The 23,155-nt window shown below is 63.2% G+C and carries 21 protein-coding genes and 3 pseudogenes; 10 read left to right on the top strand and 14 right to left on the bottom strand.

The window, feature by feature from the left end; all coding sequences use genetic code 11:
* The first annotated feature begins 250 nt into the window (after nt 1-250).
* The 3 genes and pseudogenes from A9975_RS03710 (at nt 251) to A9975_RS03700 (ending at nt 2,385) form a co-directional block, all read left to right on the top strand.
* Nucleotides 251-454, top strand: a complete 204-nt coding sequence (locus A9975_RS03710; protein ID WP_183031461.1) for a DUF2892 domain-containing protein — start codon at nt 251-253, stop codon at nt 452-454.
* Between the two features lie 15 nt (nt 455-469).
* Nucleotides 470-601 (top strand): annotated as a pseudogene (locus tag A9975_RS03705) (SDR family oxidoreductase); the annotation flags it as partial.
* An 8-nt stretch (nt 602-609) separates the two neighbouring features.
* Nucleotides 610-2,385: an alpha/beta hydrolase gene (locus A9975_RS03700; protein ID WP_255503045.1), complete on the top strand. Its 1,776-nt coding sequence runs from the start codon at nt 610-612 to the stop codon at nt 2,383-2,385.
* A 92-nt stretch (nt 2,386-2,477) separates the two neighbouring features.
* Here A9975_RS03700 and A9975_RS03695 read toward each other — a convergent pair.
* Together A9975_RS03695 and A9975_RS03690 are read right to left on the bottom strand one after the other, a co-directional pair.
* Nucleotides 2,478-2,927, bottom strand: a pseudogene (locus A9975_RS03695) (zinc-binding dehydrogenase); the annotation flags it as partial.
* 197 nt (nt 2,928-3,124) lie between these two features.
* Complete coding sequence (locus A9975_RS03690) at nt 3,125-3,547, bottom strand: Hsp20/alpha crystallin family protein (protein WP_183031460.1); 423 nt, start codon at nt 3,545-3,547, stop codon at nt 3,125-3,127.
* Between the two features lie 380 nt (nt 3,548-3,927).
* Here A9975_RS03690 and A9975_RS03685 point away from each other — a divergent pair, with 380 nt between their 5' ends.
* Nucleotides 3,928-6,657, top strand: coding sequence for a bifunctional acetate--CoA ligase family protein/GNAT family N-acetyltransferase (locus A9975_RS03685; RefSeq protein ID WP_183031441.1), 2,730 nt, complete (start codon nt 3,928-3,930; stop codon nt 6,655-6,657).
* Between the two features lie 56 nt (nt 6,658-6,713).
* Here the strand turns inward: A9975_RS03685 and A9975_RS03680 are convergent, their stop codons facing one another.
* The 4 genes from A9975_RS03680 to A9975_RS03665 form a co-directional block, all read right to left on the bottom strand.
* Nucleotides 6,714-7,379, bottom strand: a complete 666-nt coding sequence (locus tag A9975_RS03680) for a phosphoribosyltransferase (RefSeq protein ID WP_183031440.1) — start codon at nt 7,377-7,379, stop codon at nt 6,714-6,716.
* Nucleotides 7,380-7,443: 64 nt separating this feature from the next.
* Nucleotides 7,444-7,947, bottom strand: a complete 504-nt coding sequence (locus tag A9975_RS03675) for a BCAM0308 family protein (RefSeq protein ID WP_183031439.1) — start codon at nt 7,945-7,947, stop codon at nt 7,444-7,446.
* 99 nt (nt 7,948-8,046) lie between these two features.
* Nucleotides 8,047-8,427, bottom strand: coding sequence for a TraR/DksA family transcriptional regulator (locus tag A9975_RS03670; protein ID WP_183031438.1), 381 nt, complete (start codon nt 8,425-8,427; stop codon nt 8,047-8,049).
* Between the two features lie 276 nt (nt 8,428-8,703).
* Nucleotides 8,704-9,534 carry a universal stress protein gene (locus tag A9975_RS03665; RefSeq protein WP_183031437.1) on the bottom strand — a complete coding sequence of 277 codons (831 nt, stop codon included), beginning with the start codon at nt 9,532-9,534 and terminating at the stop codon, nt 8,704-8,706.
* Nucleotides 9,535-10,283: 749 nt separating this feature from the next.
* Between A9975_RS03665 and A9975_RS03660 the strand changes: the two genes are divergently transcribed.
* Entirely contained in the window at nt 10,284-10,634 is a 351-nt protein-coding gene (locus tag A9975_RS03660) for a hypothetical protein (protein WP_183031436.1), read from the top strand.
* Between the two features lie 129 nt (nt 10,635-10,763).
* Here A9975_RS03660 and A9975_RS03655 read toward each other — a convergent pair whose 3' ends face one another.
* Nucleotides 10,764-11,705 carry a hypothetical protein gene (locus tag A9975_RS03655; protein ID WP_183031435.1) on the bottom strand — a complete coding sequence of 314 codons (942 nt, stop codon included), beginning with the start codon at nt 11,703-11,705 and terminating at the stop codon, nt 10,764-10,766.
* 117 nt (nt 11,706-11,822) lie between these two features.
* Here A9975_RS03655 and A9975_RS03650 point away from each other — a divergent pair, with 117 nt between their 5' ends.
* The gene (locus A9975_RS03650; protein ID WP_183031434.1) at nt 11,823-12,482 is read left to right on the top strand and encodes a carbonic anhydrase; all 660 of its coding nucleotides are present in this window, start codon (nt 11,823-11,825) and stop codon (nt 12,480-12,482) included.
* A gap of 339 nt (nt 12,483-12,821) precedes the next feature.
* On the opposite strand, the gene A9975_RS03645 is transcribed toward A9975_RS03650, so the two are convergent.
* The 4 genes from A9975_RS03645 to A9975_RS03630 are packed head-to-tail and all read right to left on the bottom strand — an operon-like array spanning nt 12,822 to nt 16,509.
* Nucleotides 12,822-13,565: a VWA domain-containing protein gene (locus A9975_RS03645; protein WP_183031433.1), complete on the bottom strand. Its 744-nt coding sequence runs from the start codon at nt 13,563-13,565 to the stop codon at nt 12,822-12,824.
* Nucleotides 13,553-14,632, bottom strand: coding sequence for a hypothetical protein (locus A9975_RS03640; protein WP_183031432.1), 1,080 nt, complete (start codon nt 14,630-14,632; stop codon nt 13,553-13,555). The genes A9975_RS03645 and A9975_RS03640 overlap by 13 nt, the downstream gene beginning before the upstream one ends.
* 24 nt (nt 14,633-14,656) lie before the next feature.
* The gene (locus A9975_RS03635) at nt 14,657-15,295 is read right to left on the bottom strand and encodes a TerD family protein (RefSeq protein WP_183031431.1); all 639 of its coding nucleotides are present in this window, start codon (nt 15,293-15,295) and stop codon (nt 14,657-14,659) included.
* A 17-nt stretch (nt 15,296-15,312) separates the two neighbouring features.
* Entirely contained in the window at nt 15,313-16,509 is a 1,197-nt protein-coding gene (locus tag A9975_RS03630; protein ID WP_183031430.1) for a hypothetical protein, read from the bottom strand.
* A 606-nt stretch (nt 16,510-17,115) separates the two neighbouring features.
* On the opposite strand from A9975_RS03630, the gene A9975_RS03625 reads away from it, so the two are divergent.
* The 3 genes from A9975_RS03625 (at nt 17,116) to A9975_RS03615 (ending at nt 18,308) form a co-directional block, all read left to right on the top strand.
* Nucleotides 17,116-17,298: a hypothetical protein gene (locus A9975_RS03625; protein WP_255503044.1), complete on the top strand. Its 183-nt coding sequence runs from the start codon at nt 17,116-17,118 to the stop codon at nt 17,296-17,298.
* 191 nt (nt 17,299-17,489) lie between these two features.
* Complete coding sequence (locus tag A9975_RS03620) at nt 17,490-17,771, top strand: hypothetical protein (protein WP_183031429.1); 282 nt, start codon at nt 17,490-17,492, stop codon at nt 17,769-17,771.
* Nucleotides 17,772-18,026: 255 nt separating this feature from the next.
* On the top strand, nt 18,027-18,308 hold the full coding sequence (locus A9975_RS03615; RefSeq protein ID WP_183031459.1) for a hypothetical protein: 282 nt from the start codon (nt 18,027-18,029) through the stop codon (nt 18,306-18,308).
* A 625-nt stretch (nt 18,309-18,933) separates the two neighbouring features.
* On the opposite strand, the gene A9975_RS03610 is transcribed toward A9975_RS03615, so the two are convergent.
* Nucleotides 18,934-20,277, bottom strand: coding sequence for an MFS transporter (locus tag A9975_RS03610; protein ID WP_183031428.1), 1,344 nt, complete (start codon nt 20,275-20,277; stop codon nt 18,934-18,936).
* 98 nt (nt 20,278-20,375) lie between these two features.
* Between A9975_RS03610 and A9975_RS03605 the strand changes: the two are divergent.
* Nucleotides 20,376-20,600, top strand: a pseudogene (locus A9975_RS03605) (LysR substrate-binding domain-containing protein); the annotation flags it as partial.
* Nucleotides 20,601-20,620: 20 nt separating this feature from the next.
* Here A9975_RS03605 and A9975_RS03600 read toward each other — a convergent pair.
* Both A9975_RS03600 and A9975_RS03595 read right to left on the bottom strand, forming a co-directional pair.
* On the bottom strand, nt 20,621-21,322 hold the full coding sequence (locus tag A9975_RS03600) for a sterol desaturase family protein (protein WP_183031427.1): 702 nt from the start codon (nt 21,320-21,322) through the stop codon (nt 20,621-20,623).
* A 78-nt stretch (nt 21,323-21,400) separates the two neighbouring features.
* On the bottom strand, nt 21,401-23,140 hold the full coding sequence (locus A9975_RS03595; protein WP_183031426.1) for a GMC family oxidoreductase: 1,740 nt from the start codon (nt 23,138-23,140) through the stop codon (nt 21,401-21,403).
* Between the last annotated feature and the right edge of the window lie 15 nt (nt 23,141-23,155).

Raw genomic sequence — 23,155 nt, 5'->3', positions numbered from 1 at the left:
CTGGTGCCGTGTACTCAGTCTAGTATCGGGCGCTTGATGGCCTTTGACGCAGATCAATCTCGCCTGCGGCGTGGCCGGTGACGCCGGAGCTGCGTGCACTCCAGTGCTAGTGCTAGTACGCGTCAAAGTTGCCATAGATCAAGGCCACCGGCAGCCATCTGGCTATATTGGGCTTGTGCAGCAGCCGGATCGCGAAACGAACCCGGCAACGCTGCACCTGCATTTAACGGGCTATCGAAAGGAGGATGCTGTGCAAATCAATATCGGTACGGTTGACCGCACGCTCAGGATCGTTGTCGGCTTGGCCCTGATCGGCCTTGCCGTCACCGGCACGATCGGCGTGTGGGGATGGATCGGCGTGATCCCGCTCCTGACAGGGCTCGTGCGCAACTGCCCCCTCTACAGCCTGCTCGGCGTCAGGACCTGCCCGGCCTCGGGCGGAAACCCCGACTGATCCGGCCGGCCTGCGCCCGTGGCCCCTGTCGGCAGGCTTGGGCGCCCGGAAGAGGTCGCGGCGCTGATTCCCTTCCTGTGCTCCGATGACGCAGCATTTGTCACCGGCGCCAATATCGCCATCAATGGCGGGCAGCACATGCAATGAACGCACCTATGCCAACCCGTGAACCTGCCGCTGCGCCCGAGGCGGAGTGTGGCTGTGCTCCCATCGAGGCTGCACCGGACCAGCTCGACGAGCAAGTGCGCTCCGCGCTGGCCTGCGCGACGCAAGGCATGTCGCTTGCCTCGTTCTGGCTGGCCGGACTGGACTGGGCGTTGCACCTGGCCGTCTCCCCTGGCAAGGTCGACACGTCCCTGGGGGAGTGGATGAGTGCAATGATTGCCGCGACCGGCGGCATGTTGCCGGGTCCGGCCACTGCGCAACCAGCGCCCGGCGCAACGGCCCCGCCGTCCGACCTGCGCTTCGCCGACCCCGCCTGGTCGCAGTGGCCTTTTCGCTTCTGGCGCGATGCCTTTCACAACAACGAGGCGCTATGGGCGTCGTTGACGCACGGGCTGCGTGGCGTATCCCGGCACCATGAGCGGATCGTGTCGTTCTGCGCGCGGCAGATGCTCGATACCTGTTCGCCCGGCAATGCCTGGTGGCTGAATCCCGTGGTCCTGCAGGCCACGGCAGCCAGCGCCGGCGGCAATTTCGTCAACGGGACCCGGCACTGGCTGCACGATATGCAGGACGTGATGGCGGACCTGACGCGCGACCCAAAGCTGCGCCGCCCGCCCACCTTCAAGGTTGGAGGGGACGTCGCCATTACGCCCGGCAAGGTGGTGTTCCGCAATGCCCTGATCGAGCTGATCCAGTACGCGCCGGCCAGCGCCGAGGTATGGCGGGAGCCAGTGCTGATCGTGCCCTCCTGGATCATGAAGTACTACATCCTGGACTTGCAGCCGCGTGACTCGATGGTGCGCTTCCTGGTCGGGCAAGGCCACACGGTCTTCATGATCTCGTGGAAGAACCCGGGTGCCGAAGCGCGCGACCTCGGGCTTGACGATTACCAGCGCCTCGGCGTGCGGGCTGCCTTGCGCGCGGTGCAGGAACGCTGCCCCGGTACGCGCATCCACGCCGCCGGCTATTGCCTGGGCGGCACGCTGCTGTCGATCTGCGCGGCGGCGCTTAGCCGCGACGACAGTGGCTTGCCACTGCAAAGCCTGACCTTGTTCGCCAGCGAGACAGATTTCACCGAGCCAGGAGAACTCGGCCTGTTTATCGACAGCAGCGCCTTGTCCACGCTGGACGCGATGATGCGCCAGCAAGGTTACCTGGACGGTCCCCAGATGGCAGCCGCCTTCCAGATGCTGCATTCGCGCGACCTCGTCTGGTCCCGCATGATGAGCGAGTACCTGCTCGGCAAGCGGTTGCGCCCGAACGATCTGGTGTCATGGAACCGGGACGTCACCCGCCTGCCCTTTCGCATGCATTCGGAGTGCCTGCACAAGCTGTTCCTCAACAACGACCTGGCAGAAGGACGCTATTGCGTGGACGGGCGTCCCGTCGCCCTGTCGGACATTGGCATGCCGATCTTCGCGGTAGGCACGGAGCATGACCATGTCTCGCCCTGGCGCTCGGTCTACAAGCTGCATCTGCTGACGTCGGCGCCGTTGACGTTCCTGCTGACCTCAGGCGGCCACAATGCTGGCATCGTGGCCGACCCTTCGCATCCCGGCCGCCGATACCGGGTGGAAACGCGCGCGGCGCAGGCCACCTATGGCAGCCCCGCACGCTACCTCTCGACTGCGCAACGGCATGAGGGATCCTGGTGGCCCTGCTGGCAGGGCTGGCTGGCGTCGCACTCCACTGGCCGGGTCCCCGCGCGCGACGCGGCGCAAGGCGCGCTCGCAGACGCACCCGGGAGCTACGTGCTGGAGGGCTAGGAGCGCGTTGCGACTCGAGCCCGCGCGCACCGCACCTACCGCGTGCGGCAGTCGGCGCATTGGTGGCGTAGGATTGCGGCGGCGCAACCTGTTCAAGGTGTGATGGCGACCTTCAGCACACCATCGCGCTGGTTAGCGAACAGCTCGTACGCCGACTCGATCTGATCGAGCTTGAACCGATGCGTGACGAGCGGTCCGAGATTCAACCTGTCGCTCTGAATGACCTGCATCAGGCGGCGCATCCGTTCCTTGCCACCGGGGCACAGCGCCGTCAGGATACGATGATCGCCAAGGCCGCTATGGAAAGCATCCTTCGGAATGCGCAGGTCGTTCGAGTAAACGCCCAGGCTTGACAGCGTGCCGCCCGGCTTGAGCACGCGCAACGCGGCCTCGAAGGTTCCTTGCGTACCCAGCGCCTCGATGGCCGCGTCTACGCCCCGGCCACCCGTCAGCTTCAGGATCTCGTCGACCACATCGACCTGATGGAAATTGATCGTGATATCCGCGCCCATGTCCTTGGCCATGCGCAGGCGCGCATCGGATGAAGGCGCCCGCCAGATAAACGAGAACATGACAAGGCAGACGCTTGCCGGGGAGCCGCCAGCGTTCAGTATCGGTCATCGCGCCCTCCGTCCTGGGTTCAGCGGTCTAACGCGAGTTACGATGCGGCGGGGGGTGCTCGGTGCAGTGGCTGTATTGGCCGTATTGGCGCCCGTGGGTAGCCCTGGAAAACAGCGAATCAGCGGATCGTCACACGCTGTTGCGGCGAGGCTTCTTTCTTGGGCAGTACCACCCGAAGGACACCGTTCTCGTAGCTGGCATCCACCTTGCTTTCGTCCACGGAACTGTCCAGGGTAAAGGCGCGTTGCATCGAGCCACTGTAGCGCTCACGCCGGATCACACGTTCGCCTTCCTTCTGCTCGGAAGACTTTTCCACCTTAGCCGAGATCATCACCGTGCCGCGGTCGACGGACACCTCGATATCTTCCTTCCTGGCGCCGGGAATCTCGGCGACCACGTTGTAGGCCTTGTCAGACTCGGTCACATCGACCTTGAACGCGAATCCTCCTTCATCGTTGCCGCGAAACGCACGCAACATGCCTTGCAGCATGTCCCCAACCGGTTCGATCGACAGTGGATCGTAAATCCTGAGATTGCTCATTGGCGCCTCCTTGGAGTGAAAGGCCCGCGCGGCATGACGAGCGGACCTCCACTTCATGGTGGCACAGCGCACCTGTCGCACCTTGTCCCAGATCAAGTGCGGCGTTGCCCCGCAGCGAGAGATCGTCTTCAGGCCCTGCGCCTCGGCCAGCAGGCGCCACGCCAGGTTGTAGAGGCGTTGGGAATCGCGGTCCACTGACACCTCCGCTGCCCGATCGGGAGCATCCTTGTCCTGTATCAACACCGATGCACCCAAGCTGGACAATGCTGGCATATCGGCATATTGGCGTTCGCGCGATGGCGCATCCGGCCTGACGCAAAGCCCGTCCCGCAGCGGGACACGGATCTGGCGCCCCCTCCCACCCGACGACCCCGAGCACGATGAGTATCCGTAACCTGGAATATCTGTTTCATCCGCGCTCGGTCGCGGTGATCGGCGCGTCCGCACGACCGCATAGCGTAGGGGCCACCGTGTTTGCCAACCTCTGTGCCGGCGGCTTCGCCGGCCCGGTGTATGCGGTGAACCCAAAGTACCGTGCGCTGGAAGGCCGGCCTTGCTATCGCGGCGTCGCCGCGCTGCCCGATGCGCCCGAACTGGCAGTGATCTGCACGCCAGCCGATACGGTGCCGGGCCTGATCGCCGAACTGGGCGAACGCGGCACCCTGGCCGCCGTGGTCCTTACCGCGGGCATGGCGCAAGCGCACGCCACGGGCACGCAATCGCAGCAGGATGCAATGCTCGGCGCCGCCAAGCCGCATCTGCTGCGCATCCTCGGCCCCAACTGCGTGGGGCTGCTCGTGCCAGGCCTGGGGTTGAACGCCAGCTTTGCGCACGCGCCACCCCTGCCCGGCAAGCTGGCCTTCGTCTCGCAGTCGGGCGCCCTGGCCACGGCGGTGCTGGACTGGGCAAGATCGCGCCAGATCGGCTTTTCTCACTTCGTCTCGCTCGGGGACAGCGCAGACGTCGACGTGGCGGACGTGCTCGACTATCTCGGCAGCGACCCGGGCACCCAGGCGATCCTGCTCTATGTGGAAGCGGTCAGGTCCGGGCGCAAGTTCATGTCAGCGGCGCGCGCGGCTGCCCGCAACAAGCCAGTGCTGATCATCAAGGCCGGCCGGGTGCCGGAAGGCGCGAAAGCGGCAACCTCGCATACCGGTGCGCTGGCAGGCGCTGACGATATCTACGACGCGGCGATCCGCCGGGCCGGCATGTTGCGCGTGGACACCACCGAGGACATGTTCGACGCAGTGGAAACGCTCGCGCGAGCGCGTCCGCTCGCCGGCGCTCGCCTGGCGATCATGACCAACGGCGGCGGCGCTGGCGTCATGGCCACCGATGCCTTGATTCTTGGCGGCGGCCAGTTGGCCACCCTGGCAAACGCCACGCTGAAGCTGCTGGACGCGGTCTTGCCACCAACCTGGTCGCACGCGAACCCCGTCGACATCGTTGGGGACGCTCCCGTCGAACGTTACGTCGACACCTTGAAGCGACTTGCGGCGGACCCCGGCAGCGATGCGATCCTGATGATCCACGCTCCCACGGCGATCGTGCCAAGCAGCGACATCGCCATTGCCCTCATCGGCGCCATCACGCCAACTGCGCCGGCCACACCGTCGACGGTATCGCGCCCCGTCTTCACAAGCTGGCTCGGCGGCGACTCGGTGACCCGTGCCCGCCAGATCTGCCGGCACGCGGGCCTTCCCACCTACGACACGCCGGAACAGGCCGTGCGCGGCTTCCTGCAGGCCGTGGCCTACCGCCACAACCAGGAGCTGCTGATGCAGACGCCGCCATCGGTTCCGACCGGCGCCGAGCCTGACAGCGAACGGGCGCGACAGTGCATCCGCGACGCGCTCGCCACCGGCCGTTCGATGCTGACTGAGCCCGAAGCCCGCACGGTCCTGACCGCCTATGGCATCCCCGTGGTGGAAACTCGGACCGCTGCCGATATCGGTGCCGCCGTCGCCGCCGCCGAATGCATCGGTTTTCCGGTTGTCGTCAAGATTCTGTCGCGCGACATTACGCACAAGTCCGATGTTGATGGCGTGGCGCTGGACCTGCAGTCTGCCGGCCAGGTGCGGCAGGCCCTGGAGAGCATGGAAGCCCGCATTCGCAGCGAGCGGCCCGGGGCGCGCCTGGATGGCTTCACGGTACAGCGCATGATCCGCCGGCCAGGTGCTTTTGAATTGATCCTGGGCGCCACCACCGATCCTGTGTTCGGCCCCGTGGTGCTGTTTGGACACGGCGGTACCGCCGCCGAGTGCATTGCCGACCGTGCCATCGCCCTGCCGCCGCTGAATGTCAACCTGGCAAGGGATCTTGTCGCCCGCACGCGCGTTGCGAAGCTGCTTGCAGGCTATCGGGACCAGCCGCCGATCTGCCATGACGCCCTGTACCAGGTCCTGATCCAGCTGTCGCAACTGCTATGCGACCTGCCGGAAATCACCGAACTCGATATCAATCCGCTGCTGGCCGACAGCGCGGGCGTGCTGGCCCTGGACACGCGCATCGGCGTGGCGACGGCTACGCAGCCAGGCGCAGCCCGCCTTGCCATCCGCCCCTATCCCAAGGAACTGGAGGAGACCGTGGCGTGGCACGGTGCACCGTTGCGATTGCGCCCGGTGCATCCCGAAGACGAACCCGCCTACCAGGCCTTCTTTGCGGCCATGACCCCAGAGGATATCCGCATGCGCTTCTTCTGCATGATCCGCCAACCGCCGCACAGCCAGCTCGCACGCATGACCCAGATCGATTACGCCCGCGAGATGGCATTCGTCGCCGTCGGAGCGGCGACCGGCGGGCAGCCGGCCATCCTGGGCGAAGTGCGGGCCGTGGCCGACCCCGACAACCTGCGCGCCGAGTTCGCCGTAGCGGTGCGATCCGATTGCAAGCGCCAGGGCATCGGCAGCCTGCTGCTGGGCAAAATGGTGGCCTACTGCCGCGCACGCGGCACGCGGGAGCTGGTCGGCACCACGCTGGCAACCAACAGGGCGATGCTCAGGCTCGCCGAAAGCAGCGGTATCCACGTTCTGCGCACTGGCCAGCCTGCGAGCGACGGCGTGGAACTCCGCCTCTTGCTGACGGGGTCGGACTCAGGCGATGGGCCATGACATCGCATTGGCCGAAAAGATCAAAGATCAAAAACACCGACTCCAAGAACGCCCCCCTACTCCCTTCCCGCCAAACGTCCCTCCCCGTGCTGCCCCGAATCCCCCTCCAGGCAAGCCACCACTTCCTCATCCTCAACCTGCGGAAACTCCCGGTAATGCTCACCGACGGCGGAAAAATTGGCCGGCGACCGCAGGCAGACCACCTCATCCGCGTAACGCCGCACCTCGGCGAGCGAAGCCGGCGCGGCCACGGGCACAGCACACACCAGCCGGGCAGGATGCTGCTGCCGCAAGGCATGCAATGCGGCAATCATGGTGGCACCCGTGGCAAGCCCATCGTCCACCACGATCACCGTGCGCCCTTCCAGCGCACGCGCGGAGCGCCCCGGCGTGTATTGCTTCCGGCGGCGGCGCAGTAATGCAAGCTGTTCGTTGCGCTCCTGGTTGAGATAGCTGGAGTCGGCGCCAACTCGTGCCGCGTAGGGCGTCACGTAGACCCAGCCGCTTTCATCGACCGCGCCGACCGCCATCTCGCGGTCGAATGGCGCCCCTAGCTTCCTGACCAGGACCACGTCCAGTTCGCCGCCGAGCCGCTCGGCGAGTATCTTGCCCATCGGCACGCCGCCCCGTGGAATGGCCAGCACAAGGGGATGGGCGTCGCCGTACCCGGCGAGCGCTTCGGCCAGCCGCTCGGCGGCCTCGTTCCTGTCCTGGAAAGTCATGACATTACCTCTTGCCTCTTACCGGCAAGGGGCTCTGGCTAGCCACCGAGCGGGCTTGCGGCCCTCAAGCGCGGTACCAATGAACATACAGGGTCTCATCGGCGTCGGGATAGTCGATTTCCAGCTTGCCCCGATACGCATGATGCACGGCAGAGCCGATATCGCGTGCCAGGTGAAAGCCCGTGGTCGTGATGGTGATGCGGTCCTCCTGAACCAGCGTCTCCATGATGCGCTCCATGGGATGACTCTCTCTCATCAGGGCTTCCCGGTGCCGCACTAGCCCGAGCATCTCATCCCGGTGCTCCTGCTGGAACGCCCCATCCAGCGTCAACTGCGCCGCGGGCACATGGTCGGCAATGCGGTGGCAGGCCGGGCACATCAGCGCCTTGGCGCCGGGCGGCACGGCCCGCCATTGCCAACGTCCTTTCAGGTAGACCGCGTGGCAAGCGGGACAGGAAGCGATGGCAGGCGCCTTCTCCGGCTGCTTGTAGGCATCGTGGATGGGATCCTGGGGAAGCCGGTCCCAACGGGCCGGCCTGACCTGGCTCGAACGCTCACGGACTTTCATGTCTGGCTCCTGAAATCGTATCGGGCAGCGCCCACGCGGCCTGCCTGCTGTTTCGCGGACTCACCTGGCGAGCCCGCCCACGGGAACGCCCGCGCATGCTCATCGCATGCCGCTCGGCGCCCCGAACATGTGCTCGTGCTTGCGCTGGCACGGGGTGCAGCGTTTGGCCGTGGGATACGCTTGCAGCCGCGGATAAGGAATGGGCTCGCCGCAGTCCAGGCACACGCCGTAGCTGAGCCCGGTGATCCGCTTTCGTGCCACCGCTATGTCGGCAAGTTCCATGCGGTAGTGTTCCGCCACGGCATCGTCCATGCGCTCCTCGGTGTCATGCTCGGCGAGATCCGCGTCGTCGCTCGGTTCGCGCTCGGCGGACACGGTACGGGAAACGGCTGCGGCGTCCATCTGGCCACGGATTCTCTGCTCTCTGCTGTCCAGCAAGGTGACGAGGCTGGAGAGCTGCTCTTTCGTTAAATCGGACATCGTTGACTCCCGGGCGCGGCAAGGTGGATCCACATCCATGATGCGATGACATCGGGCAGGCCGCTTGCGCCAGATCAAGTGATGGGCCGTTGGCACGAAGCGCCTGCGGCGTGGCGCGCTGAACCCTGGTTCCGCTTCAAGCTTCAATATAGGTGGGTGGCTGGCGGTTAGCTTGATGCGCGTCAATCTCACTTCCGGCGATGCACAGAGCCAGCCGCAGCGATGGTGCGCGCGGGCGCGGATATCGCGGCGGCGCTATGCGGGCAGTTAATGTGACTAGTGTGACATCAGGACCGGCACCGTCATGGTGTCCAGCAAAGCCCTGGTGACGCCACCCAGTACCAACTCGCGCAGGCGGCCGCGCCCGTAGGCGCCCATCACCACCACATCGGCGCCAAAATCCGCCGCGCGCGAGAGCAAGGTTTCGCCGATGGCGATGTCCGATCCTTCCTGGCAGTGTTCGAGCTCTGCTTGGACGCCATGGCTTGCCAGCGCAGCCATGGCATGGCCCGGCAGGCTCGCATCGGGCCGCGCGCCAGTACCTTGCGCGCAAAGCACCTTGGCCTGCCCGCCGCAGATCAGGGGCATGGCGTCGTGCAAGGCGCGCGTGGCCTCGCGTCCGCCGTTCCAAGCCACCATGACACGTGCGCCGGGTGCGGCGAACTGCCCGGCGAATGGAATGACAAGGACCGGCCTGCCGCCGTCGAGGATGAGGGTTTCCAGGAACTGGGTCGCCACAAAGCTGTCCGGGTCGCCCGGATCGTATTGCCCGGCAACGACAAGGTCGGCCTCGCGCACTTCGCGCAGCGCCATCATCAACGGATCGCCATCCACTGCCCGCCACTCGGTTTCGATCCCCAGGTCCTGCGTTGCCACCAGGAAGCGCCGGTGCACCTCCTCGCGCGCCTCGCTGCGCCGCTGGCGGTCCTCGTCGATATAGGCCGCGGCGCCCTCCATCAGGTAAAACCAGGCGACGTCCGGCATAAAGCCGGCAAACAGCCCGATCAGCCGGGCATGGCGGGCCACGGCGAGCCGGGCAGCGATTTCAAGCCGGTCCAGCGCGCGTGGGCTGGTGTCCAGGTGGACCATGATGCTGGCATATTCCATAGCATTCCTGTGCGGTTTGGGTTTGGGAACCTGAATCCAGTCTAGGAAGCGCTTGGACGTGGCTATTGACTCAGGTCAAGCCCGATACCTTCTGCACCTTCTGCACTGGTGCCGATTTCGGTAGCCTCCTGAGAATATGACGCACCTCTGTAAGCGAATGTATCCAAGATTGCGATGCGTAGCGATCCAGCGGAGAGTGCCTGAACCCCATGGCGCAGCGAACAGGCTCCGCCAACTCACCATCTAGCTGCGGTGCGCTCAATAGATCGCCAGAACAGCAGCACGGACAACGCGCCTGCAAAACCCTTCATCAAGAGCGCGCTTTTTCATACAAGCTCCGCCCCGTCGCTGGAGACGATGATGTTAAGTCCTCATGAATATGCAGCACTAATGCTTATCCTGGACTCTCAGGGGCCTCACGAGTTGAACCCCGATGATCTCCACGCGTTAGTGAAGCGGCAACTCGTCCGATTAGAGCAGCTATCCCCTAATCGATGCCGTCTGCATCTCACTGACCAGGGTCGCCACGTTCTCGAAGCCATCGGGAAAAGGCATTGGTCGGTACGCTGACTCGGCCGTACCTCAACCGCCGTGCGGTTCGGGGCGAATTGGCGCCTATGCCCCACGGTCGCGGAGTCCACCATCAGCGAAATGCGCAAGAAACGCTGCCATCGGCGTGGTGCAGTTCAGCCTTCGCTTCCCGCGAAGTCAACCAACACAGATTCGAACCCTCATCGGTGAGGAAAAACATGACCAAGAACGAGCGGATTCGCACCTTGCGGGTTACTACGGCACTGGCGGCAGGCCTGCTATGCGCAGCTACCTTTGCCCAGGCGCCTGGGGCCCCTCCTGATCGCAGCAATGCTGCGGTACCTTCCGGCATGACACAGATCGAGCCACCGAAGGATCCGCTGGTCCAGCGCCGCGATGCCAACAAGCAAGCATCGGACCAATACAAAGCCAAGAAGAAGGCCGCGAAGACCGAATACAACCAGAGCGTGAAGTCCGCCAAGCAGGACAAGAGCGTTGAGAAGAAGGCGAACGACGCGAAAATGAAGCAGGAAATGTCCAGTACGCCTGCCGACGCGCAGAAAAACTAAGCCCACACCGCAGCTTCCCTGGCTAGGTAAAACCGGTACACCCGCCGCTACCTCCAGGGAAGTGGTGCGTTCCTCGCACCTGATCTTGCGTCTCGTGATCGCTGACGTGGCAACATGAGGATGCGTCTGTCATCCTGCGGCCTGCTGACGTTGATACTCTTTGAATTTCATCTGCATATACGCCGGGCGCTCAATTTCATGCAGTTGCCGGGGATATTGCTCCGTGGCATTGAACCAGCTGGTCAGGCGTTGCTCGAGCTGCTTTCCCGGCGGACTTGACAGCGCACTCAGGTACGCGTCGATGGCCAAGTAGTAGCGCATGGTATTGCGCTCTATCAAGCCGCGGATACCTCCCACATATTTGCTGTTTCCAGCGGAAGCCACCTTGCCGATAGCTGTGAAGCCTACCTTGCCGCTACCGATGGTAGCCAGATAGGTGCTCATTGCAACGCGCCCGGCCAGTCCGTAGCTATAGGAATAGGTGAGATGCAAGAAAGTCCGATTCCCTTCAACGGGTACCGCCTCGAGCACAATCAGGTAGTCCTTGGTACTTAGCGGCCCGTTGTCAGCCCTAAGCTCTACCCGGAAGTACTCCGTAGTGGGGCTGGGTATCGCTCGGTAATTGAATTGCAAGCGGTAGGTGTCCACAAGCTTTTGCTCGACTTTCTTGCCTAGGTTCACCTCAAGTATGGTTCCGTTTCCTCCGATCGCAGCATGGCAGTACTTGATGTTAAGGTGCAATATCAGCACATCACACCAGTTGGCCGGCGCCTCAGGGCCACTATGCAGCGCCCCATCGACTACCGCGAACGGGTGATCCAACACGCTGTAGATCTCGCCTTTAAGCATAGAGGCCGACTCGATCGATTCCAGGTACAGCCTGCGTTGGAACGGACTGTGGTTGAGTTGTTGTACTGAACTCTCGTATCGGTCATGCAAGCTTGCAGCATTGTCCGCCGCCCGCGCGACTGACACATGGAATAGAAGGCACATCGTCAAGATTGCGATATGGTAGGCCTTGACTTGCGCGAACCTGTGTCGGCCGCGCTCCTGGCAAGTGCTCTCATTCATGAGTTCTCACGTCCCATATTGTTGGTGGCCAGTCACATCGGCGATAATCGCTGCGCACCGGCATGACAAAATATCGAACGGTCGTGCCTGTATCACGTAACCAATCTGGAGGACGCCATGCGTGACATCATCGACGGCTTTCTGCGCTTTCAGCGCGACGTCTATCCTCAACGAATCGAGCTTTTCAAGCAACTCGCAACGACACAGAATCCCAAGGCGCTGTTCGTCACCTGCTCGGACAGTCGCGTCGTGCCCGAGCTCCTCACCCAGCGTGAGCCGGGAGAACTGTTCGTCATTCGCAATGCCGGAAACATCGTGCCGTCCTACGGTCCGGAACCTGGTGGCGTTTCGGCCACCGTCGAGTATGCGGTCGCGGTCCTGGGCGTGCAGGACATCGTGATCTGCGGGCACTCCGACTGTGGCGCGATGGGCGCGATCTCGCGTTGCACTTGTCTTGATCACCTGCCGGCAGTCGCGAGCTGGTTGCGTCACGCGGATGCTGCAAAAGCAATCAACGCGGCGCATCAGTTCGATACCCCTCGCGCTAAGCTCGACGGTCTCGTCAGAGAAAACGTGATCGCGCAATTGGCCAATCTACGCACCCATCCGTCTGTGGCACTTGCGCTCGAACAGGGGCGCATGAGTCTGCACGGATGGGTTTACGACATCGAGGAGGGTAGCATTGATGCCCTCGACGGCCCGACACGACGATTCGTACCGCTTGCCGACTCGCCGACCACTGTGGCTGTGGCTTCGCGCAATCGCGGACAGGTGTGAGAGAAGCTGGCGGCGACTCGATGTAACAGGGACCCGCTTGACCAGGTGCCTGCGCCTGCAACGGCAGGACGGGGCCCTCGGGGTCGCCTCAGGCTGGCCCCGGCTTGAACTTGGTTTTCGTCGCTGGCACCCGGCGCCTGGGCGACACGCTAAGCGATTGATTTAAAATTGAAAGTGGCCATGGTGCCGACCAGGTGGTATTTGTCACATGCGCCGGAGCGCACAAGGTCGAATCATGGCGTAACACTGCCACCAGCTCCAGACGGGTTCCGCTGACTTTGCCAACGTCTCGTCGAGGTCTTCTTGCATCGCCGGCGGCCGTAGCCGCCTTGCCGCGACTTAGGACTTGAGCCAGGTAATCAGCTCTTCGCTGATGAAGCGTATGTTCAACTCGTCGTCCGACAGGGCCACGAAAGCACGCAAATTGTCGATGCCAACAAATCCCGTGTTATCGAACTCGTCGCCCAGCTGCTCGAGGAAGGGGAAGCCGCCACCCTGGTTTGACACGCCGATGAAGAGGAAATAAACCTCGTCCCTGCGTTCCTGAGATGCACGCAGCACATCCAGCGTGCGGCCCCTGTCCGAGTTTTCGCCGTCAGTGATGACAATCACCAGGCTGCGGCGCTTCTGACCGGACTGCACTACCTTGTCCTTCTTTCCGAAGAAGCGGCCGATGACGCTCGCCCTCTCAACGATTTGCGTCCAGCCGAAATGCGCCAGCATGCGCTCGAGCACGTAGGAGTAGTCCGTGCCGCCGTTCCAGCCGCTGACCTTGCCGATAATGTGCTTCTTCACGAAGCCCTGGTAGTTGTCGGCGTTGATGGGGCACACATCTTCGACGTGTGACGCGCCGTTAGAGAAGGTAAAACAGTCGACCTTCTTGTCCGGGTCGAAGGCAAGGCCCCAGGGAATCAGGCGCGTGAGCAGGTCATTGGTCACGCCGTCACGATGTTCGTCCTCGAACGAGCCCGACACATCGATTGCGAAGCCTACTTCAAGCTCTGGCGGCTTCACCACGCCAGCCTTCTGGAGATTGAGCACCAGAGCCTGGGTTGCCTTTTCGAGGTTCACTACGAGAGCCATGCTTTCTTCCTTTCAAGAAATTGAGTCAGGTCACTGAGCTTTTCCAGCACCAGGTACCGTTGTGTTTCGTTCGGTTTGTCGGTCAGCGTGGCGAGTTGCCCATACATCGCGGGCAACTTGACCAGCACGCCGTCCTGCACCAGGAGCACCAGTTCCTTGAACCTCGTCTCATCCTGGCGCAACGAGAGAATATTTTCCTGCGCCATGGCTTGCGATGTGGCGAGGGCCATCAGCCGTGACTGCAGCAGCAGTGCCTCATCCGTGCGTAGCCCCTCCAGCAGGTACTCGCCGGCGAGGAAGACCCCTTCCAACTCGTCCTGGGCGGCCACGTTGCGTGCGACCAGTTCCGCGAACGAAGACAGCAACGCCATCACCGTTTTCCCGTCGGTCGAAAGCCGAGCCTCGAGCTGGCGAATCTCCGCCTCGTTTCGCATCCAGACTGCGTTCGCTGACTTTTTCAGGAAGCCGCCTGCCATTGCATCCACTATCTCAGCCAGCAGCCTGTGCAAGCGGGTCATCAGCGCAGCAACCTGTCTCGGAGCAGTCGCCTCAAGCAGCTGAAGCCGGTCCTTGATGATTGCGTTGACGTTCTCCTGCGCGGCCACCCCGAAGGCCAGCCAGTCCGCCGACCCCATGCTGTCGGCCGCAACCCCTGCCAGTACCGCGCGCGCCTGAGCGATACACCCAGGCTCCGCGCCAGGAAAGCGGCGCACCAGGTCCTCTGGCGTTACCGAGACCAAGCGACGGAGACTACCGGCCATCGCCGAAGGATGAACCGGTGCAGCAGCCTCCGGCATCCGTTCGACAATGACGGCTGACACGGCAGTAGGCGCCAGCGAAGATGCGGCCGTGGCCGGCGCGCTCTGGCCCGCGCTCTGGCCATTCGAGGGCAGTGCGGTCGGCCGGACGACGGTCGGCGAGGGGACCTTCGCAGGCACGCCGACGCCGGGCAGCGCGGCGGGCTGGATAACGGTCACTTGAGGACGCGTCTGGAGGCCGCCATCCACGGCAGGCGTTGCCGGTGCGCCAACTGCGTCACCGCCAATCACCGTGACTTTGTGCGTCATGATGGAGAGCCTCCGGTCGACTGCTTAGGAGAAGTGGCCCAGCACGCCGTTGAAGTCAGTATTGAAGCCCACGCCAACGCCGATGAACGAGGCACCGTTGCCGTCCACCACGATGGAGCCCATCTGCACGCCGACGAAGGCGCCGAACTGGCTGGACAGGCCTACATCGAGCTGGGGCTGCCCCGCACTATTCTCGATAATGACACGCGCGTTCTCGACGTGCTTGAAAGTCTTGCCGGACGCCTGCGGGTGAATCATCGCGAGCAGCGGGATCTCGAGATGGCCGGCCGCCGGCATCGTGAGCAGGCGCGGCTTGACGGTGACATACTCGTCGTCGCCTGCCAGGCTGCCGTCGCGCGCATCCGGACTATGAACCAGCGCGCCGCCATGCACCGAGAACGTCTTGTCCGCGGCCAGTGGAAGCGTGCCGGCCTTCACGCCACCTTCTAGCACGCGCTCGACGTTGTACGTGGACAGGATGTCGCCGAGGCTCGACGCTTTCGCGCCGCTGCCAGTGTTGACGGTTACCAGCGCGTGCAGGTCGAGGTCGGTATTGCCGTCCCACGACAGGCGAACCTTGAACTCCTCGCCCTTGTTCAGGTTCAGGGAAAGCTTCGGTGCGGCTTCGCCCGGCTTCGACAGATTCAGTACCAGATTGCTCATGCTATCTTTTCTTTGCGTTAGAAGGTTTGCGGTGCGACCGTCGCCGCGGGGTTGAGTTGACTACCGAGGTTCAGCAGTTCCTGCCGTACTTGCGACATTGTGCTGCGGGCTTCCTCGAACTTCGCCTGATTCGTGGCGCGAGCGGCCTGAACGATGGACTGCAGCGCCTGCGTATCGGCGACGACGCGTTTCAGGTTATTGGCCTGATCGAGGCGATTGTTACCTGGGGCCGTAGCGGCGGTAGCCACTACGTTCTGCATCAGCCTGGAGCGCACCTCCTGAAGGTTCTTGTCCAGGTTTGCGCCGGACTGGCCGAGACGCTGGACGTTCTGCACCATTTGCGCGCCGTGAATCGTCAGTAGCGTCATGCGGATGCTTGCGAAGCGGTCCCCCATCGTGACGATGAGTTCTTGCAGCGTCGATACGCCTGCGTTCTGCAGTTGGCGAATCACCAGCTGTTCAGCCGGCAGCTTGGTCATCATGGCTTCACGGGCCAGGGCAACCGATTCGAGCGCCTGCAGCTTGTCTTGTATCTCCTGCTGCAGGGATATGTCCTGCCCTGCAGCCGCCAGGAGAGCCGGTGCTTCGGCTTGCGCCTTCTTCAAGGCGTTGTGCAAGAAGGCCGTTTCTTGCGCGAATGCGACGAAACTCTTGCGGTATTCCGCCTTCTGCGCATCCATCACTTGCAGGTCGTCGTTGAGCCTGTTCATTTCGATACGGAGCTTGTTCTCCATACCGTTGACCTCGTCGCTCAAGGTCTTCGACTTGAGCTTGGCGATGCGTGCGAGGTCCTCGTAGACCTTGTCCATCGCGCGCTGCATCGCCTTCTTGCTGAACAGGCCGATGATTCGGTCCTTGATGCCCGGTTTGGCGTTCAGGATGGCGTCGGCCAACTCACCAAGCTTCTCCTTCGCCACCGCGTCGTTGAGCGCGTCCACCAACTTGAACAGTTGCGGGTTATCCGCCTTGTTGATGCGGGCGAGGAAGCCGTCGAGCACCCGATTAAGGTTCAGCGTGGGCTCGGCCCCGAGCGTGGCGATTTGAGATTGGGGCATGGCGGCGAAGTTGAATGCCGCCACGCGGTTCTCGATGTTGGCCAGCTGAGCGGGCTCGAGCTTGACCGGGAAATTCATGGGCAGCGCCACGCCGGGCGCCGGCTCCATGTTGGGGTTCAGCGCGGTGTCGTGCACCGCAGTGATGGCAGTCGGTTGCATTGATTGTTCCTTACGCAGTCGCGGCGGCCTTATACTCGTCCGCTAAGCTGCTGGTTGCCAAGGTGCACCGCATTAGTACGGCGTTTTTAGCCCATTTACCGAATGGACAAACTGTTGCCTTGGGCGGTAGGACTTAAGTCCTGGTTCAAACCGGCGTAATTCTTACTACAAACGAGACCTATATGTCCAGCGGCGCAATCGATCTTGGCAAGTCCATGCTCGTGGCGAGCTCGCTCAATCTATGGGAGATCGTGCGCTGCTGCGTTGCTGGGCTGGTGCTCAAATGGTATTCCGCCATGGCGGCTAGTTCCTCGTCGGAAAGGTGGTCCATTGACTTGAGGGTGGAATGCTTCGATAAGTGCAAGTGAAAAGCTGGGATCAGTGTCGGCAGCTACCTTCTGGTAGGCGGCCCCCAACTTCCTGCTTTGGGCGCGCTCTGCGGAGCGCCCTTTTCTATTTTGGCCTGGCGTTACGACACGCCCAGATAGGCGCCGATCGCCTTTGCCACGCCGCCCGCTAGCGCCTCCACGCCCACGCCGGCGGCGCCTCCGACGGCCTTGCCCGCCAGTCTGCCCATCCACGACTGCGGAGGGGCAAGCGAAGTCCGTGCGCTGGCGGATTTGGTTGAAGGAGGAGCCCGAGTTCGTCATCGTGCCGCAGGCGGAATGGAATGACTGGCTAACGTGCCGGGATCCCGAGCGGGCGCGCAGCTTCATGCGGCCCTACCCGCCCGAGTTCACGGATGCCGAGCCGGCGCCGCGTGCGCCGAGAGCGAAGGCTGCCGAGTAGCCTGCCCCCCTCGCAATACGGAATATGCGCGGCGAAATTTCCACACGTTAATGTGCCCCTCACTATAGGGGCATGCTACCGCCTTAATGTATGAGACATTTAGGTAAGGCGGTTCCAAGGGCTGCCTAATATCGAATCACGTCCGCAGATCTGCGGACTTTTTTTGGTGTGCCTCGCAAGAGGACACTTAGATGCCTTCAGCCGATGCCGAACAAAGGGAAGGAAAAAGGGAAAAATGTTCAAATTTAACGCCCCTCGTATTGCCATACTGGCTTCCTTGGCTGGCAAGCGTGGCCAGCATCATGACCGCTCCAGCGGCAATGCGAAACAACTTCGTGACTGTGCCTTGCGCGTTACGGTTCATGCCCCGGATTCTAAACGAACACTCCAAGGCCGCCCGCCTCGTGCACACCTCGCACGGTGTGGGCGCGCTCGACGGCGTGCTCGGCTTGCTTGCGGCATTCCATGTCTGAACCTGAGTGGCCGGATATTTCAGACGACTACCCTCACTCTCGATATCGACGCTTCGATATCAACGCATCAAAACCAGCTTCAACATCAACAAAACGTTACAAAGCACTCCCTGCCCCTTCGTCATCGCAGCCCGGTTCCGCGGCGTTACTGAATCATGCGCGGCCAATCCTGCCGGGCATCAACAAGGAAGGGAGCTCACGGTGTTGACTAGAAAACTGATCGGAAGTGTGGCAATCGCCGTTCTGGCGGCAGGCATGGCTGGTGGCGCAATGGCAAACGATACCCACTGGCAGAAGAATCACCCGCGTCGCGAGCAGGTCAACGGGCGTCTTGCCAACCAGAATGCTCGTATCCACCAAGAGGTCAAAGAAGGTGAAATATCCCGCGGCCAGGCAGCCACGCTGCACAGAGAAGATCACCAGATCCGCGCCGAAGAACGCACCATGGCAAGCCATGACGGAAGCCACATTACCCGTGCCGACCAGCGCGCCCTTAACCAGCAGGAAAACGCAGTGAGCAGGCAGATTGGCCGTTGATTGATCGCTAAGGATTCGCGTTCTGGTATCACTGTTTGCCAGGCAGCAATCAAGAAGCAAGCCGACGACCCAGTCGGCGTAGCCCGCCGCTCGGCGGGCTTTTTTTAGGTTCTGTCGCAGTAAGAGACCATTTGATGTGCGACACGTGTCGGCGTCCGGCGAGCGTTAAGCGGCATGCTGCAGGGATGGCAGAGCGCGTCTCCTCGCACAGCCGCGTGGGAAGACGCTCCTGTCCCACATAGCGAAACTCCAGGCCGGCGGCTGGCAACTGCGAATAACATGCCCTCGAGCAACGACCTACACCGACTAGGGACAACGCTTCCGAATCTTGCTCAATGGCTTTATTACATCTCGCGTGCGCAGAGCGCGCCAAACGGGGGATAAGAGGCGACACGATGAAGGCATTCTTCTCTTTGGCGCTCCCCGTGCTATTTCTGCGCAGAGTTCCACAGCGAAGCCGCGCGGAACTCTGCGCGCTGCGCGTTCATGTCCGAGCCGTGCGCGGGCGATTCAGCCTTACCTGCTAGGGGCCGGCTCGGCGCGCATTAAGGAGACATGCGGTATAGGGCGCAATCAAGCCTAGACAATCCTTAACGGCCGGTGTTGCCTAACTGAGCAGTCACCCTCACTTCTCCCCAAGGCGGCCGGCGGTCTCAGGAACGATCGCCGCACCGGCCAGGTAAATGGCTGTGACCACCGCGACGAAGATCCCCAGCACTTTTGGCAGGTCGGCGGGGGTGCTGGCGCACAGCGACGCAAACGTCGGCATCATGCCGCCGATGGCAAAGCCGATATTCCATGACAGGCCAGTTCCCGTAGCACGGATGCTGGTGGGAAACCGTTCGTTCAGGAAAATGAGGATCGGGGCGAAGCCGGTGCTGCCCAGCATCGCCAGCGCCACGGCATACATGCCAAGCGTGGTGGTGTCCGGCGCTGCGGGCATCCGTTGGTAGATCAACGGCAGCAGCACCACGTTCAAGGCGCCGATCAGCAGGAAGGCTCGCTTGCGACCAATCAGCGTGCTGAGGTGACCGGCAATTATCGATGCCACGATAACGCCAACGCTGCTGGCCATCAGGATGGCCGCGGATGCGCCCGCCGGTGCCTTTACCACGATCTTGAGGAAGGTCGGCAGATAGCCGGAGGTCAGGTAGTAGGCGCTGCCACCGCCCACGGTGAGCAGGATGTTGACGAAGAGGACGCCACGGTACTGGCGGGAGAAGATCACGCGCAGCGGGTTCTCAACCGGCGCGGCATGCCCCTTGGCCGCCTGCAACTGCTTCCACAGCGGAGACTCCTCCAGCGAGTTGAAGATGAACAGGCCGAGCACCGAGCTGATGATGCCAGAGAAGAACATGCAGCGCCAACCCCAGGCGTCGAACGATTCCCCCGGAAACAGCGCGGTCATCGCCATGTAAGTAATGGAAGCCAGCAGTGCCCCGATACCCGCGCCACCGCCACCGACCAGCCCGGAGACGGCACCGCGCCAGGACGGGGGCACCGATTCGGTACCGATGGTGTGGGTGGATGCCACCACGCCACCCACGAAGATGCCCTGCACCAGCCGCAGCAGGATAAACAAGGCTGGCGCAAGCAGCCCCACCTGACCCACCGTAGGCAGCAGGCCGAACGCCGCCGTGGACAAGCCAACGCCAGTGACGGCAACAACCATCGCCCCCTTGCGGCCGTGGCGGTCGGCATAAGAGCCGAAGATCGCCGAGCCGAGCGGCCGCATCAGCAGCGTCACGGCAAACGACGCATACACCGCCGCCAGCGACAGCATGGCGTGCTCCGACGGGAAAAACAGCCTGCCGATCACGGGCGCCACGAACAGCAGGATGAACAGGTCGAACAGGTCCAGCGCCCATCCCATGCACGACGCCGTCACGGCACCAAACACCTGGCGATTGCTCGCCGCTGGCAGCGCCTCGCTGATCGTCTCTGTACGCTTCTTTGCTACGGCTTCCATTGTTGTCTCCTTTGATTTGGATCTCTGCCTGGATCATTACGGCAGGGTTGGCGCGCGGGCGGTGCCTTGCCGCCAGGCAAGCGCTCCCCCCGCGATGCGTCCAGTTCGTCGAGGCCTCGCGTTTTGCCACGGTGCTGCCGCGCATCGTGGTGCAACGCGCGGTGGACCAGGGCCGGCTGCGCATGTACCCCATCCTGGCGCCGCGCATCGTGCGCCACCTGGTGTGCGTGAGCCATCCGCAGCGTCCGCTCAGCACGGCAGCCGTTGCGCTGATCGCGATCGTGGCCGCGGAGATCCGCAGGGTGTCAGGCACCGCCAGTTGATCCGGGTGCGGCGGCCCTGGCTACCCCTGCCCTTGCATCGGGCTTCGCACCTCGCGCGGCACATCGCTGCGCGTGCCGAACAGCGTGTCGCAGATCGGGAAGGTCAGGTTGAAGTTCTGGGTGGCCATCAGCTCAGGATCGTGATGCGTGACGTGCAGGCGCCGCACGGTCCCCACGAACGGCATCCGATCCAGCAGCGGGCTATCCGTGATGTGCGACAGCGTATGCAGGCCCTCGTACATCAGGTAGTACGCCGCCATCGTCATCAGCGCGATATAGCCCGCGTTCTTCGAGAACGCCACGCCGATCACCAGCGCGAACGGCACAGCCGCCAGCACGAAGGCTACCGGCGCAAAGGGTGGAAACAACAAGGCGCGCCAGTGCTTCTGGCCTTTGTACTCAAGCGTCAGATGTGTGAAGAAGCGATGATGCACAGCGCAATGCCGTTTATAGATCGCACTGAACAAGCGCGTCGGTCGATGCAATATATAGCGGTGCGCGGCCCACTCGGCCCAGTTCCCGAGCAAGAAGATTGGCACGATCGCGAGCCACTGCGCCAGCGTCGGTGCTTGCAGTTTCATCGCGCACCAGGCAATCACCCCGCCGGTGAATAGCAGCGTGAAGGCCAGATGCAATTCGCCGCGATACCACGCAGGGGTGGCGGCGACATATTCGTCGCGGAAGCGGTAAGAGCGTTCTCGGATTTCGTCATCGTATTTCATCGTTATCTCTTCGTTCCAGCCGCCGGTGGCGCGCCATCGTGCAGCTTCGTTCTTCAGCGTGGATTTGAGCTTCGGTCTTCAACTCGGACGGGCAACTTCGCTCGATGCCGGCCGGACCGCGCGGCGCTCGGCTTGCATGGTGTCGGCAATCTTTTCCGCGAGCATGATGGTGGGGATGTTGGTATTGGCCGTCGGCAGCCGCGGCATCAGAGAGGCGTCAATAACGCGCAGCCTGCCAACATCGTGAACGCGGCCCGCCGCATCCGTCACCGCGCTCCGGTCCGCATGCGCGCCCATCCGGCAAGTGCCGCTGGCATGCCAGACCCCGAAGACACTCTGGCGCACGAAGCCCTCCAGCGCGGACTCATCCTCCAGCAGGCTGGCCAGGTTTGCCCCGCCCGTGACAAAGCGCGCGATCAGGCTTCTGCGCAGCGGCCCCGAGACATCAAGCAGTGCCCCCAGCAACTCTGTGAGCAACGCATTGCCGCGGCTCACGCGGCTCAGCGCCTTGACGCGCGGCGAAAACGTAGCGGGGAAGAAATCACCCGGATGCTGATGCAAGGCCGACGCACCCACGATCTGCACCAGCTTGCGTACGCCGGCCACCATGCGCCGCAGATCCCGCTCGTCGTCGAGCAGGTTGAACTCCACCATGGGCGGCACATCCGGCTGGGCTCCCGCAAGGCTCACCTGCCCGCGCGAGAACGGCCGATTGCACCACAGGAAGAAGAGGCCGAGCCGATTACCGAGTGCATGCCAGCCCGCCCGCGTGGAACTGGACAGGTACATGTCCGACGCCTCGCCACCTGGCACCCCCGATGAGAAGCGCGCCGCCGTCATGCTGGCGCGCCGGCGCGAGAGCGGCATGCGGTACTGGGGCGCGAGGAACTGGCAGAACGTCAGCGCGGGATGATCCTGGAGATTGCGGCCAACGCCGGGCCGGTCGGCTACGACCTCGATGCCGAGGGCCTGCAGCGCGCCGGCGTCGCCGATCCCCGCGCGCATCAGGATGGCGGGCGACTGCAAGGCGCCCGCGGACACGATGACCTCCCCGGCGTCCAGCGCCAGCCGCGACCCATCGGCCCGCATGGCGATCACCCCACGCGCTTCCCGGCCGGATACGACGAGCTTGCGCACCGTTGTCTCGGCATAGATCCGCAGATTGGCCCGCCGGCGCGTATCCGCGTCGAGATAGGCGATGGCGGTCGAAACCCGCTTGTCATCCAGGTTCGAGAAGGCGGCCGGAAACCAGCCATCGCCGATCTCCGCGTTCTGGTCGGCCAGCGCGGACAAGCCGCTGCGGCCCATCGCGTGCGCAAACTCCGTGCAGAACGGCGGCCAAGCCTGCGGCAGGATGCGGCGGATCGGCACCGGTCCGTGGCTGCCGTGCAGCGGGCTGTTGCCGTAATCCACATCGCGCTCAAGGTGGCGGAAATACGGCAGCACATCCTGCCACGACCATCCGGACGCGCCCGACGCGGCCCACTCATCGTAGTCGCGCGGCAGCCCGCGGTTTGCCGCCTGCACGTTGATGCTGGAGCCGCCGCCCATGACGCGCCCTTGCTCGTAGACCTTGGACCTGCCCCCTGCCACGGCGCGGGCTTGCAGCGATGGCCAGATATACCGGTCACCGAAGAACAAGGGCATCGGATAGCTGTCGAGGATCTCCGCCGGCACAGCGTCCGGCGGCGTATCGACGCCCGCCTCGATCAGCGCGACGCGGATGGCCGGGTCCTGCGACAGGCGATTGGCCAGTACGCAACCGGCGGACCCGCCGCCAACAATCACGTAGTCGAAACGCTCCCTCGGCGTATCCATGCGGTCTCCCCTTGT

The sequence above is a fragment of the Cupriavidus sp. UME77 genome, assembly GCF_014170355.1.
In the GTDB taxonomy this organism is placed as follows: domain Bacteria; phylum Pseudomonadota; class Gammaproteobacteria; order Burkholderiales; family Burkholderiaceae; genus Cupriavidus; species Cupriavidus basilensis.
The sequence above is the reverse complement of the archived record's forward strand: the minus strand, read 5'-3'. Positions and strand labels throughout refer to the sequence as shown.

Excerpts from the sequence above, each read along its gene's own strand:
- A9975_RS03700 (WP_255503045.1), top strand. The coding sequence starts at position 610 with ATGCCAACCCGTGAACCTGCCGCTGCGCCCGAGGCGGAGTGTGGCTGT.
- A9975_RS03645 (WP_183031433.1), bottom strand. The coding sequence starts at position 13,565 with ATGGCTCTCGTAGTGAACCTCGAAAAGGCAACCCAGGCTCTGGTGCTC.
- A9975_RS03660 (WP_183031436.1), top strand. The coding sequence starts at position 10,284 with ATGACCAAGAACGAGCGGATTCGCACCTTGCGGGTTACTACGGCACTG.
- A9975_RS03615 (WP_183031459.1), top strand. The coding sequence starts at position 18,027 with ATGGCTGGTGGCGCAATGGCAAACGATACCCACTGGCAGAAGAATCAC.
- A9975_RS03600 (WP_183031427.1), bottom strand. The coding sequence starts at position 21,322 with ATGAAATACGATGACGAAATCCGAGAACGCTCTTACCGCTTCCGCGAC.
- A9975_RS03650 (WP_183031434.1), top strand. The coding sequence starts at position 11,823 with ATGCGTGACATCATCGACGGCTTTCTGCGCTTTCAGCGCGACGTCTAT.
- A9975_RS03640 (WP_183031432.1), bottom strand. The coding sequence starts at position 14,632 with ATGACGCACAAAGTCACGGTGATTGGCGGTGACGCAGTTGGCGCACCG.
- A9975_RS03675 (WP_183031439.1), bottom strand. The coding sequence starts at position 7,947 with ATGAAAGTCCGTGAGCGTTCGAGCCAGGTCAGGCCGGCCCGTTGGGAC.
- A9975_RS03630 (WP_183031430.1), bottom strand. The coding sequence starts at position 16,509 with ATGCAACCGACTGCCATCACTGCGGTGCACGACACCGCGCTGAACCCC.
- A9975_RS03595 (WP_183031426.1), bottom strand. The coding sequence starts at position 23,140 with ATGGATACGCCGAGGGAGCGTTTCGACTACGTGATTGTTGGCGGCGGG.
- A9975_RS03635 (WP_183031431.1), bottom strand. The coding sequence starts at position 15,295 with ATGAGCAATCTGGTACTGAATCTGTCGAAGCCGGGCGAAGCCGCACCG.
- A9975_RS03690 (WP_183031460.1), bottom strand. The coding sequence starts at position 3,547 with ATGAGCAATCTCAGGATTTACGATCCACTGTCGATCGAACCGGTTGGG.
- A9975_RS03665 (WP_183031437.1), bottom strand. The coding sequence starts at position 9,534 with ATGGAATATGCCAGCATCATGGTCCACCTGGACACCAGCCCACGCGCG.
- A9975_RS03685 (WP_183031441.1), top strand. The coding sequence starts at position 3,928 with ATGAGTATCCGTAACCTGGAATATCTGTTTCATCCGCGCTCGGTCGCG.
- A9975_RS03620 (WP_183031429.1), top strand. The coding sequence starts at position 17,490 with ATGCCTTCAGCCGATGCCGAACAAAGGGAAGGAAAAAGGGAAAAATGT.
- A9975_RS03610 (WP_183031428.1), bottom strand. The coding sequence starts at position 20,277 with ATGGAAGCCGTAGCAAAGAAGCGTACAGAGACGATCAGCGAGGCGCTG.
- A9975_RS03655 (WP_183031435.1), bottom strand. The coding sequence starts at position 11,705 with ATGAATGAGAGCACTTGCCAGGAGCGCGGCCGACACAGGTTCGCGCAA.
- A9975_RS03670 (WP_183031438.1), bottom strand. The coding sequence starts at position 8,427 with ATGTCCGATTTAACGAAAGAGCAGCTCTCCAGCCTCGTCACCTTGCTG.
- A9975_RS03680 (WP_183031440.1), bottom strand. The coding sequence starts at position 7,379 with ATGACTTTCCAGGACAGGAACGAGGCCGCCGAGCGGCTGGCCGAAGCG.